Origin of the sequence: Pseudarthrobacter scleromae (genome assembly GCF_014644515.1) — a bacterium.
GTDB classification, from domain to species: Bacteria; Actinomycetota; Actinomycetes; order Actinomycetales; family Micrococcaceae; genus Arthrobacter; species Arthrobacter scleromae.
Map to the genome: position 1 here is coordinate 16,144 of NZ_BMKV01000001.1, position 12,982 is coordinate 29,125.

The window sequence follows — 12,982 nt, forward strand, 5'->3', positions numbered from 1 at the left end:
CGGCGGCTAGCCGTTTCCGTTTCCGTTGCCATTCCCGTTGCCGCTGTTGGTCGGCTGCGGAGCAGGCTCGGGGGCGGCCGGTGCGGCTGGGGCTGAGGGGGCGGGCGGCTGGGTTGCCGGAGCCTGGGGCGCCTGAGTTGTGCGCGGCGCCGTGGTGGCCGGCGTGCGTGTGTTGCCGCCACCGTTGATCATGGAGCTGGGCGGGGCAGGGAACGGCTCGGTGCCGTAGGCGGGCGCAATCCGGGACATGAAGTTCGAGAACATTGGCCCGGCAATCATGTAACCGTCAATGCCCGGGTAGAACTTTCCGTTCACGGTGATGTTCTGGCCTGAACGGTCCTGGGCACCAAGTGCGTCACCAAACCAGGCGGCCGTGGCAAGGCCGGTGGTGTGGCCGACAACCCAGGTTGAGCCGTTGTTGTTCGAGGTACCGGTCTTGGCACCGATGGGGAAGCTGGTCCGGGTGGAGATGCGGGGCTGGATCAGGGAGCCGGAGCCGCGGTTCAGTACTTCCTGGAGGGCGTAGTTCACGCCGCGGGCAACCTCGGGCTTGACCGCATCCCGGCAGCTGCTGGACTGTGCCGGGAGGGTGCCCCCGGTCTGGTCAGTGACGGCGGTGATGGCGATAGGCTCGCAGTACTTGCCGTCATTGGCGAAGGTGGCGAAGGCGCTGGCCATGGTCAGCGGAGCCGTCTGGGTGGACCCCAGCAGGTTGCCCAGCGTGGACATGTTGATCTTCGGGTTGGGCTCGCCGTCAGCCGGGAGTCCGCCATGGAGGCCGGTTGCGTCAACAATTTTTTGGATTCCGCAGAAGTCGAGCTGTGCCGCCGATGCAAAGGTGACGGTGTTGATGGAGTTGTACAGCCCTTCGAGGACGGACAGCGGCCGGTACCACTGGGGTTCCGCGTTCTGCAGGTCGTCAGCGGCGCCGAGTGACTTTTCCGCAGTGTTGTAGGCGCCCGTGACCTGGCCACAGGAGTTGCGCCACTTGAAGTTGAGCGGGTAGCGGCGCTGGGCGGCATTGACCACGGTATTCATGGACTTGCCCTCCTCAAGCCACTGGGCGAACGTGAACGGCTTCATGGTGGAGCCGGGCTGCGCGCCGCCCAGGCCGTTGAGGTCGTTGCCGTCCTTGTCCAGCTTGTCCACGTTGAAGTTCACCTGCGAGTCGAAGGCGCCTTCGGCAGGCAGGAAGGAAGTGTTCTGGGCCATCGAGACGATCTTGCCGGAGTTGGGCTGCACGGACACCATGGCAGCTCCCCACTTGTCCGGGTTGGCGCCGGCGGAGGCATTGACCTGCTCCTGGGCAGCTGCCTGTGCGTTCGGGTCGAGCGTTGTGGTGATGGTGAGGCCGCCGCCGTAGATGAGGCGAAGGCGTTCTTCACGGTCTGCACCATATGCCGGGTTGTTTTCCAGCAGGTGCAGCACGTAGTCGCAGAAGTACGGGGCGGTGGACGCGTAGGCGCAGCCTTGCCGGGCGGGCGTGACGTTGGTTTCCACGGGGGTGGCGACGGCGGCGTCGTAGTCTGCCTGCGTAACCTTGCCCTGGTCCAGCATCAGGCTCAGCACCAGGTCACGGCGCTGCTTGGCGTTCTCCGGGTTGGCTATGGGGTCGAACGCGGACGGGCTGTTGACCAGGCCGGCCAGCAGCGCAGCCTGCGGAAGGGTGAGGTCCTTGGCGGTGGTGCTGAAGAAGAACCTGGACGCGGCTTCGATACCGTAGGCGTCGCGGTTGAAGAACACGATGTTCAGGTAGCCCTCAAGGATCTGCTCCTTGCTGAACTCCTTCTCCAGGGCAATGGCGAGCTTCATCTCCCGGAGCTTGTCGCCCACGCCCTTGTTCACGCCATTGAGCTTGATGTCCTCGTCCCTGCCCTCGGCGGCGAGGTTTGAGTTGAGGACGTTGTTGACGTACTGCTGGGTGATGGTGGACGCGCCCTGCCGGTTTCCGCGCGCGGTGCTGACCAGCGCACGCAGGATACCCGTGGTGTCCACACCGCCATGCTCGTAGAACCGGCTGTCCTCGACGGCGATGACGGCTTCCTTCATGAACGGCGAGATCTGGTCCAGGGCAACCTTGGTGCGGTTCTCCTTGTAGACGCTCGCGATCTCGCTGCCGTCCGCAGCCAGGATCCTGGTGGTCTGGTTGGGCGGATCGACCTTCAGCTCATCCGGAAGAGTGTCGAAGAACTCGATCGAACCGCTGGCTGCGCTGCCTGAAACAGCCGCCGCGGGAACCAGCAGGCCTGCTACCAGGACACCACAGATCGCACTCACGCCAAGGAAAACGAGGATTTTTCCGAGGGTGGTGGCAGTGTCGAATAATGGGTTCGTACGAGTCGCCATGTTTTCCACTTTACCGGCAAGGACTAGTCTTTCTCTCATGACCAAATGGGAGTACGCGACGATTCCGCTCATTATTCACGCCACAAAGCAGATTCTTGACCAGTGGGGAGACGACGGCTGGGAGCTGGTCCAGGTTGTCCCCGGACCTGACGGAAACGGCCTGGTTGCCTACCTCAAGAGGGAGAAGCAGTAGCATGAGCACCTCCGCACAGGCCCAGCCCGGCGCGGCTGACGCCCCGGTTTCCGCTGTTGAGCAGCGGCTCGCAGACCTCGGGCTTACCCTTCCGGAAGTGGCTGCGCCCGTGGCCGCTTACGTCCCGGCGGTGGTCTCCGGCAGCCACGTGTACACGTCCGGACAGCTTCCCTTTATTAACGGCAAACTCCCGGCAACAGGCAAAGTCTCGGCAGGGACCGAAGGTTACGCCGACGAGCCCACCGTTTCACCCGAGGACGCCCAGCGGTTCGCAGCCATTTGCGCCGTCAACGCCCTGGCGGCCGTCAAGAGCGTCATCGGCGACCTTGACCGGATCACCCGGATCGTCAAGGTTGTGGGATTCGTCTCGTCCGATCCTTCCTTCACCGGCCAGCCCGGTGTCATCAACGGAGCCTCGGAACTGCTGGGACGCGTACTCGGTGACGCAGGCCAGCACGCACGTTCCGCCGTCGGCGTCTCCGTGCTACCCCTCGACTCTCCCGTCGAGGTCGAACTGATCGCCGAATTTAGCTAGGACCGGTCGTTTCCCTTGCCTCACCTCGCCCGGCGGCTCTTCGCCCTTCCCCAGGACCTTGAAGGGGCGGCTCAGAGCTGGCTCGAACATGGCGAACGGACCCCGCGGGCAGCACGCCTTGCATCCTCGGTAGTGCTGCTGCGGGATTCCCCAACCGGCCTGGAGACCTGGCTGGCGTACCGGCCGGGCTCCTCGCCGCTGGGCGTCCTGGCGTTTCCCGGCGGCTCGCTGGACGCGGCCGACGACGATCCCGTCCCCTGGCTGGGCCCGTCGCCACAGCATTGGGCTGAGCAGATGGGGACGGACGACGTCGGGCTGGCGCGCCGCCATGTGCTGGGCGCCATCCGCGAGCTCTTCGAGGAAACCGGCCTGCTGCTGGCCGGGACTGACATGGCCGGCACCATTGAAGCGACGTCAACCCCGGAATGGATGCGCGCCCGCGTTGCGGTTGCCGAGCAGGAAAAGACCTTCCCGGAAGTCCTGGCAAAGCGGGGGCTGTCGGTCCGGACGGACCTGCTCAAGTCCCTGGTCAACTGGCGCAGTCCCGATTTCGCCCACCGCCGGTTCGACACCCGCTACTTTGCGGCCACCGTCCCCCTGAACCAGCAGCCCACCCTGTTGGAGGGCAAAGGTATGTGGGGCCGGTGGGTCAATGCCGCGGACGTCATCGCCGACCGCCACACTACGGCCCTGGGCGACGAAGTGGGCCAAGAAAATACTGTTGGCCGCACCTTGGGGGAGCTGCTGGTCCCCGGCTCCGAGATCATGCTCGAAAAGATGGCCGCGGCCAATGGCTGCATCGCCTACCTCAGCTATAAGCGCAAGGCCCATGTGTACCAGCCGGTCCTGGTTGAAGAGGACGGCAAGCTGATGCTTGAGGTGGAGGCCGCCAAAACAACTGCCGACGACCCCCAACGCGAACGCTAGATTCGCCTGAGCGTGGAGTACGGGCGGCTGGGAAGGGTCCCTGCGGTCCAGTCCTGGGCGGGTGGTTCCAGCGGAATCCGGCCAAGGCCGTCGCGGATTACCAGGACCACCGTGCCGGCTGCGGCGGCCAAGGCCGCCAGTCCCAGCAGGATCAAAAGGACACCCATAGCCACTGACATCGCCATGCACCTCGTGCCTTAATTTTACCGCCGCCCCACCGGACGCTCTCTCACTTGACGCGGGTTTTGGCGTGACGCTCTCTCACTTAACGCGGGTTTTGGCGTGACGCTCTCTCATTCGGACTGCCGCGGTGAGAGAGGGTGTGGGAAAAGGCTGCAGGAGGTGAGAGAGGGTGTGGGAAAAGGCTGCAGGAGGTGAGAGAGGGTGTGGCCGGGTTAACGCAGAAGGCCGCCCCCGTGAACAGTTCACGGGGGCGGCCTTCTGCTTGGGGCTAGCGGGAGCGCTGGCGGAGGCGCTGCATGTCCAGGATGACGACGGCGCGGGCTTCCAGCCGCAGCCAGCCGCGCTGGACGAACTCGGCGAGGGCCTTGTTGACGGTTTCGCGGGAGGCGCCCACCAGCTGGGCCAGCTCTTCCTGGGTGAGCTCGTGGGCAACCAGGACGCCGTCCGTTGCGGGGCGGCCGAAGCGGTCGGCGAGGTCCAGGAGTGCCTTGGCTACGCGGCCCGGAACGTCGGAGAAGACGAGGTCGGACAGCGAATCGTTGGTGCGGCGGAGCCGGCGGGCCAGGGCCTGCAGGAGCTGCGCAGAGACCTCGGGGCGGGTGCGGAGCAGGTTGTTCAGGCTCTCGTTCTTAAGGCCGGCCAGCCGGGTCTCGGACACTGCGGTAGCCGTTGCGGTGCGGGGGCTGGGGTCGAAGAGGGCCATTTCGCCGAAGAGTTCACCCGGTCCCAGGATTGCCAGGAGGGATTCGCGGCCGTCAGGAGACGTCCGGCCGAGCTTCACCTTGCCGGAGACGATGAAGTAGAGCTGGTCACCCTGGTCGCCCTCGCGGAACACCGAAGCGCCGCGGGACAGGTCCACCTCGGTGAGCTCGTCCGTCAGCAGACGGAATGCGTCGTCGTCGAGCGTGGCGAAAAGGGGTGCTCGGCGCAGTACCTCGATGTCCATGAAATCTCCTGAATAAAAGTGTCGGCTGTGGCGCTTGTGCCATTGTTTCAGAATTTTCAAGGTTCTGTGACGAACTTGGCAGGCGAAACGCCCTGATACGGGGCCGCAGCGCCACCACCGGAGGCGTCACGGGACGTCGCAGGGGCGGCTTGGAGGCGATTGGGGAGGCGCCCTTGGGAGGCCTGCCAGCAGGGATGGGCTGTCCAGAGAACTGTCAGTGACCACCACTAGAATGGGTGTTCAACTGTTTATAAGGAGCCTTAGTGGTCGGCTTGACTGTCCTGGACCTGATCCTGATCCTGGCACTGCTGTCCTACCTGGTTTATGGCCTGCGGAACGGTTTCCTCGTGACGGCGGGCGGTATCGCAGGGTTCGCGGCCGGAGCCGTGGCTGCCTTCTTCGCGGTCCCCCTGGTGAGCGGCTTCGTTGAGGACTCCGGATGGAGACTGACCGCCATCGTGGCGGCCGCCGTCGTGCTGGTGGTCCTGGGGCACGGCCTGGGGACGATGGCAGGCCGGCAAATCCGCGGCGCCGTGCGGATCCGGCCCCTCCGGGCGGTGGACCGCCTGGTGGGCGGAGCCGTGAACGTGGTGGTGTCCGCGCTGGTGATGTCCATGCTGGCCTTCAGCGTCAGCTCCCTGGGTGTTCCGTTCGTGTCGCAGCAGCTGGCCGAGTCCAGGGTCATCCGCTTCATCGACGGATTGACGCCCGTCCCCGTCAAGGCCACCATGGCGCAGCTGCGCTCCACCGTGATCGGCAACGGCATCCCCACGTTGCTGGAGGGCCTTGAACAGGGGCCGGCAGTGCCGGTGCCGAACGCGAGTACTGACACTCCCTCGCTGAACCGGGCCGCGGAATCGGTGCTCCGGATCGCCGGGACCGCGTACCAGTGCGGCCAGAACCAGACGGGCACGGGGTTTGTGGTGTCAGAGGACCGGGTGGTCACCAACGCACATGTTGTGGCGGGCGTGTCGCAGCCGGTAGTGGAAATGCCCGACGGCGGAGCGATGCCAGGGCGGGTTGTCTACTTCGACACCAAACACGACCTTGCGGTGCTGGCTGTGGACGGCCTGCAGGCAACCCCGCTGGCGCTGGGCCGGGACCTGCCCGGCGGCAGTCCGGCAGCCTTCGCTGGGTATCCCCACGGCGGCCCGTTCCAGTCCAAGCCCGCCACGGTGCAGGACATCACCACTGTCCTGGTGCCGGACATCTACGGCAACAACGCGTCGCCCGAGGAGATCTACCGGCTTGCCGGGGACGTGCAGCCGGGGAACTCGGGCGGGCCGCTCCTGACCATGGACGGCCAGGTGGCAGGCGTAATTTTCGCGAAAGCGACAGCGGATACGGCGATGGGATTCGCCATCACCATGGATGACCTCACTCCTGTGGCATCGCAGGCGGCGTCCCTCTCCGCGCCGGTGTCCTCCGGGCAGTGCATCCAGAAGTAGCGGCTAGAGGACCTCTGCGAGGTAGTCAATGGCCAGCCGGTACCCCACAACGCCTGCGCCCACAATGACCGCAGAGCAGACGGGGGAGAGGTACGAGTGGTGCCGGAATTCTTCGCGCTGGTGCACATTGGTGATGTGGACCTCGACGGCGGGAAGCTGCACGGCGGCAAGGGCGTCCCGGAGGGCCACCGAGGTGTGGGTGAAGGCGCCTGCATTGATGACGATCCCCGCGGCGTTGTTCCGGGCGGCGTGGATGACGTCGAGCAGGACGCCTTCGTGGTTGGACTGGACGCATTCTGCCGTGAAGCCGTGGGCCTCAGCGGCGGCCGCGGCCAGCTGCTCCACGTCGGCCAACGTCGAGGTGCCGTATTTTTCCGGCTCGCGGGTTCCCAGCAGGTTCAGGTTTGGCCCGTTGATCACGAGGATGGTGCGGCCGGCGGCAGAGTCTGTGGAGGCGTCAGTCATGGATGACAATCTATCGGCTGGCGGTGGGCGCCGCGCATTCTTACACATTCCCAGAACGCGCGGCACCCCTATCGATTGGTCCCCACCGGCCGGGCGGCTCAGAGGGCCGTGAGCTTCAGCAGCAGCGCGTGCTCGGGGTTGAGGTTGGGCATGGGCAGGCCCACCTCGGCGAGGAAGCGTCCGTTGGCCACTGCCCCGTCAGCCAGCCAGGCCGGTGGCTGCACCTGGGTGTAGGTGTGGCCGTAGTCGGCGTCTTCGGGAGTGGGGAAGACTGCCTCCACCCGGTACGTGCGCCCGGCCTCCAGCCCGGGAATCCCGATCCGGCCAGGCTCCTCCGCTGCGGAGGTGCGGGTGCTGACCAGGGCGAACAGGCCCGCAGTCGTGCCAGCACCGGCCGGTGCATCGGTGATGACGCCGTGCAGCAGCAGGGCGTCACCGGCCACGTCCGCGTGGACGCGGCGTCCGCTGTGGAGGAGGCCGCGGTGTTCCTTGAACAGGGCGATGAAGCGCTTGAGCTCCTCCCGGTCCTTGCCCTGGACGCCGCGGATGTCCCACTCCATGCCGAAGTGGCCGAACAGCGCGGTGATGGCACGGAAAGAGAGGTCGTGGGTGCGGGCGGTGGTGTGCGAGGTGGTGGGCCCGATGTGGCTGCCCACCAGTTCCGGCGGGACCACGGCGCCGGTCCAGCGCTGGATGGTCTGCCGCTCCAGCGCATCGTTGCAATCCGACCCCCAGATCCGGTCGGTGCGTTCCAGGATCCCCAGGTCCACGCGCGCGCCGCCGGATGAGCAGGATTCAATTTCGACGCCGGGATGGGCCTTGCGGAGCTCGTCGAACAGCCTGTACGCGGCGAGGGTCTGCTCGTGGACGGAAGATCGGCCGGCGTGGCCGTGCTCCAGCAGGTCCCGGTTCTGGTCCCATTTGAGGTAGCTGATGTTGTTCTCGCTCAGGAGCGCGTCGATCCGGCTGTAGATGTACTGCCACGCCTCCGGGTTGACCAGGTCGATGATGTGCTGGTTCCGCCATTCCAGGGGCAGGCGGCCGCCGTCCTTGTGCTGCACCGCTGACGGGCCAACGATCCAGTCCGGGTGCGCCCGTGCGATATCGGAATCCAGGTTGACCATTTCCGGCTCCACCCAAAGCCCGAACTCCATGCCGCGGGAGGTCACGGCCTCGATCAGCGGGGTCAGCCCCTTGGGCCACAGGGTCTCGTCGACGTACCAGTCGCCGAGGCCGGCGTGGTCGTCGCGGCGGCCGCGGAACCAGCCGTCGTCGAGCACGAAGCGCTCAACGCCAAGGTCGGCAGCGGATTCAGCCAGCTCGATCAGCGTGTCCAGGTTGTGGTCGAAGTACACGGCCTCCCAGGTGTTGAGCACAACGGGGCGAGGTTTCCCGGCGGGCAGTCCGGTGGAGGCGGCAGGGAGGACGTGGTGCGCGCGGGACCGGAACCAGCTGTAGAAGGCCTCGGTGATCCCGTCCAGCCCATGGTCGGAGTAGGCGGCGAACAGTGCCGGGGTGGTGTAGCTGCCGCCGGGTTCGAGGATGACCTCGGCGGGGCCCAGGAGTTCGGAGCCGCCGATCATGGTCCGGCCGTCGCCAATGGTGTCCGCGAACTGTTCGTGGTTGCCGCTCCAGGCCAGGTGGGTGGCCCAGACCTTGCCGTGGCGGTTGCCAAAACCGGTGGTGCCGGCGGCAAAGAGGAGGGAGGAGTCGTGTCCGGTGCGCCCGTGCCGGCCGGTCCGGACCCAGGTGCCCTGCTGGATGGCGCGGCGCTGCGGGTGCCGTTCCCGGCACCAGCGGCCGGTGAGGTCAAGGAGTTCGACGGCGTCCGGCGCCACGGGGAGGACGGTCGCCAGTTCGTCGAGCTGGTACGGCGTGGTGCCGTCGTTGGTGACGGTGTGCCGCATCTCCAGCAGCCCGGCGTCGTGAAGGGTGAGGGTGGATTCGACCGTGATCCCGGCGTCCGGGTCCGACTGGACAATGACCGCGGAGCCGCCGTCGGCGCCTGCTGTCACAACGCGGAGGCGGGCCGAGAAATCAAGCCCGGAGACGCCGTCGGCCGTCCGGGAGCCGCGCAGGGCGGCCCGGCCACGCCAGGAGGACGACGCCTGGGGGAGGAGCGCTGCGGGGACGCGTGCGTCGATGGCGGAGTGCGGGACCGGGGACGTGAGGATGGCCAGGTCAGGCAGGTCCGCGCCCAGGTCTGCGCCCCAATGGACCACCTCGGCCTCTCCGCTGTCGAAGCTGATCACCAGGCTGGTCCCGGCGGAACGGAGGTGGAGGGGGTCCATAGGGGAAATCTCTTTCGTCGTTGTGCTGTATGTCTGGAGGAGCTGGAGTGTCGTATGCGCCTCACGCCAAAGAGGGGGAGGTAAGGGGGCTGGATGCCGCCGCCGCGAGGAGGGGACGGCGGCATCCAGCCCAGTGGCTGCGACCACAAACGCAGCCACGGCTTGGGGGCCGGGGCCTACTTGAAGAGGGCGTTGACCTGTTCGTTGGCCTGCGTCAGCGAGCTGGCGGGTGCCTTGCCGGAGACGACGGCGTCCATGGCCGGTTCCATGATGCCCTTGACCTTGGCGGTGTTGTCCGTGATGGGGTACAGGAAGGTGGTGTTGTTCTTGACGTGCTCGGTGAATGCGGTGACGTCAACACCCTTGGCCTGGAAGGCTTCGGCTGCCTTGTCCGAGGATGCCTTGAGTGCGGGGAACACCACGGCCTTGGAGGCTACGACGTCCTGGCAGTCGGCCGAGGCGAGGTACTCAACCCACTTGATGGCGGCGTCCTTCTTCTCGGTTCCGGCCCAGATGGAATCCGCCAGGCCGTTGAACATGGAGGCACGCTCACCCTCGGGGCCCACCGGGGTGGGGGCGATGCCCACCTCGATGCCCTTGTAGCCGGTGTACTGGCCGATCATCCAGGAGCCGTGGGCGTTGATGGCGGACTTGCCGGCAGCGAAGGTGTCAGCCATGCTCGCGCCAACGGTGGTTTCGAGCTTGGGCATGTAGCCCTTGTCCGCCAGCCCGGCGAACCATTCCATGCTTTCCTGGAACGTGGGATCGTCGTAGTTGTACTTGGTGCCCCAAGGGTTCTTGTCCGTGTGGGACCAGCCGGTGGTGTTGGTGAGGTAGCTCCACTCGGTCTGGCCGGAGGAGTCGCCGCCGCCGTTCAGGCCCAGGCCGTAGACGTCCACGTTGTTCTTGTCGAAGCCGGGCTCGTCGCCGCGCTTGCCGTTCTTGTCCACGGTCAGGTGGGCGATGACCTTCTCGTAGCTGCCGCCGTCCTCAGGGTTCCAGGTGAGGTCCTTCATCTGGTCTTCCGGGATGCCGGCGCTGCTGAGCATTGCCTTGTTGTAGAACAGGCCGATGGTGTCCCAGTCCTTGGGCAGGCCGTAGCGCTTGCCGTCCTGGCCCACCCACAGGTCCGCGAGGCCCTCGTTGTAGGCGGAGAGATCGATGTTGTCCTTTTCGACGGCCTCGTCGATGGCCAGGAGCTGCTTGTTGTCGGCCAGCTCGCCGTAGCGTCCCAGGTGGTTGGTGAAGACGTCCGGTGCGGTGCCGCCAACAAAGCCGTTGGTGAGGGTGCTCCAGTAGTCGTCCCAGCCGCGCTGGGTGATCTTGACCGTGATGTCCGGGTTGGCCTTGGTGAAGTCGTCGGCGCACTGCTGGTAGGCGGGCAGCTGGTTGGCGTCCCACAGCCAGTAGCTGATCTCGCCAGTGGCGCTTTCTTCGGAGGAGGAGGATCCGCTGCAGGCAGAGAGGGAGAGTGCCATAGCTGCGGCGACGGCAACGGCGCCGAGGGATTTCTTCATGGTTCTACTTTCCGTTCGGGGTTGAGTTGGCTGGAATGCGATGGGTGGGGATTGCTTATTTGATGCCGGAGAAGCCAATGGAGTTGACGATCTTCTTGCCGAAGGCGGCGAAGAGGATCAGCACCGGGAGGGCCGAAATGAGGGTTGCGGCCATCAGCCCGGACCAGTCCGGTGCCCCCTGTGGGGACTGGGACTTGAAGACGCCGAGGCCCACCTGCAGGACGCGGACATCGTCCTGCGACGCCACGAGCAGGGGCCAGAAGTATTCGTTCCACTGGCCGATGAAGGTGAGCAGCGCCAGCGTGGCGATGGGGGCTGCGGCGTTGGGCAGCACGATCTGGAAGAAGATCCTCAGGTGCTTGGCGCCGTCGAGCATGGCCGCCTCCTCCACTTCGCGTGACATGTTCAGGAAGAACTGCCGGAGGAAGAAGATGGCGAAGGGGGTCATGAACACGTACGGCAGGACCAGGCCGAGCATGGTGTTGAGCAGGTCCAGGTTCTTGATGAGCAGGAAGTTCGGCAGGGCCGTGAAGATCGGCGGGACCAGCATGGTGCCGAGGAACAGGCTGAAGACGGCGTTGCGGCCCTTCCACCGCAGCCGGGAAAAGGCGTAGGCGGCCATGGCGCTGAAGAAGACGGCGCCGGCGGTGGTGATCGAGGAGAAGATGATCGAGTTGCGCAGGTAGAGCCAGAAGTCGATGGCGGCACCGGATCCGCCTTCGGCGACGGCCTCCGCCGGGGACTGCAGTCCGAAAACCCGTTTGAAGGCGCCGAGGGTGAACTCCGCCGGCAGCAGGCTGGTGGCGTTCGAGGCCAGCGCGTTGTTGGTGGACAGCGCGGTGCGCAGGACCCACAGGAAGGGAAGGACGGAGACTGCGATGGCCAGGATGAGGAGTGCCCAGGCGCCGGCGCGGCGGGCGTTGAAAGGACGACGGCGGCGGGTTGCGGCCGGCAGCGGTGCGCGGCGTGCGGTGGTGCTCATGCGGGACTCCTTAGTCCAGGTCCGACTCGTTGCCCTTGAGGAACTTCATCTGGATGAAGGCCACCAGGGCGAGGATGAGGAAGAGAATGACGGCGATGGCGGATCCGTAGCCGAAGTCCGACTCGGTGAAAGCCCGTTGGTAGATGTAGTACTGGATGACCCGGGTGGCGTTGACCGGGCCGCCCGCCGTGGTCACGGCCACGGTGTCGAAGACCTGGAAGGAGCCGATGACGGTCACCACGAGGACCAGGACAAGGACCGGGCGCAGCAGGGGAATGGTGATTTTCCGGAAGGTCTGGAACGCTGATGCGCCGTCCAGTTTGGCCACTTCGTAGACGTGGCTGGGGATGGCCTGGAGGCCGGCGAAGATCAGCAGGGCCGTGTAGCCCATGTGGCGCCAGGTGTTGATCAGTGCCTGGGTGGGAATGGCCCACGCCTCGCTGCCGAAGAACGCGACGCGGGGGAGCCCGCTCCATTCGATGAACTGGTTCACCACGCCGATCTGGTAGTCCAGCATCCAGAACCACAGCAGTGCCGCGATGACGTTGGACATCAGGTACGGCAGGAGCAGGGTGCCCCTGATGATGGTGGACTTGGCCACATTGTGCATCAGGAGGGCCAGGCCCAGGGCCAGTGCCGTCTGGAGGAGGATGTTGAGGAACACGTACTGCCCGGTGACGGCCAGCGAGTTCCAGAACAGCGGGTCCGCAGCGATGGCAACGTAGTTGTCCATGCCGACCCATTCCGGGTCGCCGAGGATGTTGTATTCCGTGAAGCTGAGGTAGATGCCCCGGATGGTGGGCAGGACGTAGAAAACAACGAATCCGATCATCGCCGGTGCGATGAACAGCAGGGCGATCTTGAGGTCCCCAAGGCGGCGGTGGCTTCCCTGCGGCTTCGGGGAGGCCGACGCCGCAGGGGCGGACCTGGAGTGTTTGGCAAGGGTGGTCATCTTCGACCCTTTCCTGACTGTGATGGGGGTAACAACTGCGCTGTAATCTACACGAGTAGATTCAGAAGGGCAAGAGGTTACTTTGGGCCCGTAATCCGGGCAATTTGTCCATTCGCTGGCCTGTTGACTCGAGTAGATGGGGATGGAACACTGGAGTTCCTGGAGGACAGCGCTTGCCCGGCGTCTCCCAATCAGCC

12 protein-coding genes are annotated in these 12,982 nt (G+C 65.7%); 4 read left to right on the forward strand and 8 right to left on the reverse strand.

Annotated elements, in window-relative coordinates; translation table 11 throughout:
* Nucleotides 1-6 precede the first annotated feature (6 nt).
* The gene (locus tag IEX33_RS00080; RefSeq protein ID WP_188726737.1) at nt 7-2,346 is read right to left on the reverse strand and encodes a transglycosylase domain-containing protein; all 2,340 of its coding nucleotides are present in this window, start codon (nt 2,344-2,346) and stop codon (nt 7-9) included.
* Nucleotides 2,347-2,383: 37 nt separating this feature from the next.
* Between IEX33_RS00080 and IEX33_RS00085 the strand changes: the two genes are divergently transcribed.
* The 3 genes from IEX33_RS00085 to IEX33_RS00095 are packed head-to-tail and all read left to right on the forward strand — an operon-like array spanning nt 2,384 to nt 4,001.
* A complete protein-coding gene (locus IEX33_RS00085; protein ID WP_003797879.1) occupies nt 2,384-2,539 on the forward strand; it encodes a DUF4177 domain-containing protein in 156 nt (51 codons plus the stop codon).
* A 1-nt stretch (nt 2,540) separates the two neighbouring features.
* A complete protein-coding gene (locus IEX33_RS00090) occupies nt 2,541-3,074 on the forward strand; it encodes a RidA family protein (protein ID WP_066278949.1) in 534 nt (177 codons plus the stop codon).
* A 15-nt stretch (nt 3,075-3,089) separates the two neighbouring features.
* The gene (locus IEX33_RS00095; RefSeq protein ID WP_188726739.1) at nt 3,090-4,001 is read left to right on the forward strand and encodes an NUDIX hydrolase; all 912 of its coding nucleotides are present in this window, start codon (nt 3,090-3,092) and stop codon (nt 3,999-4,001) included.
* Here the strand turns inward: IEX33_RS00095 and IEX33_RS00100 are convergent.
* Both IEX33_RS00100 and IEX33_RS00105 read right to left on the reverse strand, forming a co-directional pair.
* Entirely contained in the window at nt 3,998-4,186 is a 189-nt protein-coding gene (locus tag IEX33_RS00100) for a hypothetical protein (RefSeq protein WP_188726741.1), read from the reverse strand. The two genes, IEX33_RS00095 and IEX33_RS00100, sit on opposite strands and share 4 nt — an antisense overlap.
* A 266-nt stretch (nt 4,187-4,452) precedes the next feature.
* Nucleotides 4,453-5,130, reverse strand: a complete 678-nt coding sequence (locus tag IEX33_RS00105) for a Crp/Fnr family transcriptional regulator (protein WP_009359192.1) — start codon at nt 5,128-5,130, stop codon at nt 4,453-4,455.
* A 263-nt stretch (nt 5,131-5,393) separates the two neighbouring features.
* On the opposite strand from IEX33_RS00105, the gene IEX33_RS00110 reads away from it, so the two are divergent.
* A complete protein-coding gene (locus IEX33_RS00110) occupies nt 5,394-6,578 on the forward strand; it encodes a MarP family serine protease (protein WP_188726751.1) in 1,185 nt (394 codons plus the stop codon).
* 3 nt (nt 6,579-6,581) lie between these two features.
* On the opposite strand, the gene aroQ is transcribed toward IEX33_RS00110, so the two are convergent.
* The 5 genes from aroQ to IEX33_RS00135 form a co-directional block, all read right to left on the reverse strand.
* Nucleotides 6,582-7,043 carry a type II 3-dehydroquinate dehydratase gene (aroQ, locus tag IEX33_RS00115; RefSeq protein WP_188726752.1) on the reverse strand — a complete coding sequence of 154 codons (462 nt, stop codon included), beginning with the start codon at nt 7,041-7,043 and terminating at the stop codon, nt 6,582-6,584.
* A 98-nt stretch (nt 7,044-7,141) separates the two neighbouring features.
* Nucleotides 7,142-9,334 carry an alpha-galactosidase gene (locus tag IEX33_RS00120; RefSeq protein ID WP_188726754.1) on the reverse strand — a complete coding sequence of 731 codons (2,193 nt, stop codon included), beginning with the start codon at nt 9,332-9,334 and terminating at the stop codon, nt 7,142-7,144.
* Nucleotides 9,335-9,510: 176 nt separating this feature from the next.
* On the reverse strand, nt 9,511-10,851 hold the full coding sequence (locus tag IEX33_RS00125) for an ABC transporter substrate-binding protein (RefSeq protein ID WP_188726756.1): 1,341 nt from the start codon (nt 10,849-10,851) through the stop codon (nt 9,511-9,513).
* Between the two features lie 55 nt (nt 10,852-10,906).
* Nucleotides 10,907-11,833 carry a carbohydrate ABC transporter permease gene (locus IEX33_RS00130; protein WP_104184734.1) on the reverse strand — a complete coding sequence of 309 codons (927 nt, stop codon included), beginning with the start codon at nt 11,831-11,833 and terminating at the stop codon, nt 10,907-10,909.
* A gap of 10 nt (nt 11,834-11,843) precedes the next feature.
* Nucleotides 11,844-12,785 (reverse strand): carbohydrate ABC transporter permease, encoded by a 942-nt coding sequence (locus IEX33_RS00135; protein ID WP_188726757.1) that lies wholly within the window; start codon nt 12,783-12,785, stop codon nt 11,844-11,846.
* Nucleotides 12,786-12,982: the final 197 nt, after the last annotated feature.

What these genes read in the sequence shown, in the direction of transcription:
- IEX33_RS00100 (WP_188726741.1), bottom strand. Translation starts at nt 4,186, where the DNA reads ATGGCGATGTCAGTGGCTATGGGTGTCCTTTTGATCCTGCTGGGACTG.
- IEX33_RS00120 (WP_188726754.1), bottom strand. Translation starts at nt 9,334, where the DNA reads ATGGACCCCCTCCACCTCCGTTCCGCCGGGACCAGCCTGGTGATCAGC.
- IEX33_RS00135 (WP_188726757.1), bottom strand. Translation starts at nt 12,785, where the DNA reads ATGACCACCCTTGCCAAACACTCCAGGTCCGCCCCTGCGGCGTCGGCC.
- IEX33_RS00090 (WP_066278949.1), top strand. Translation starts at nt 2,541, where the DNA reads ATGAGCACCTCCGCACAGGCCCAGCCCGGCGCGGCTGACGCCCCGGTT.
- aroQ (WP_188726752.1), bottom strand. Translation starts at nt 7,043, where the DNA reads ATGACTGACGCCTCCACAGACTCTGCCGCCGGCCGCACCATCCTCGTG.
- IEX33_RS00085 (WP_003797879.1), top strand. Translation starts at nt 2,384, where the DNA reads ATGACCAAATGGGAGTACGCGACGATTCCGCTCATTATTCACGCCACA.
- IEX33_RS00125 (WP_188726756.1), bottom strand. Translation starts at nt 10,851, where the DNA reads ATGAAGAAATCCCTCGGCGCCGTTGCCGTCGCCGCAGCTATGGCACTC.
- IEX33_RS00105 (WP_009359192.1), bottom strand. Translation starts at nt 5,130, where the DNA reads ATGGACATCGAGGTACTGCGCCGAGCACCCCTTTTCGCCACGCTCGAC.
- IEX33_RS00130 (WP_104184734.1), bottom strand. Translation starts at nt 11,833, where the DNA reads ATGAGCACCACCGCACGCCGCGCACCGCTGCCGGCCGCAACCCGCCGC.
- IEX33_RS00080 (WP_188726737.1), bottom strand. Translation starts at nt 2,346, where the DNA reads ATGGCGACTCGTACGAACCCATTATTCGACACTGCCACCACCCTCGGA.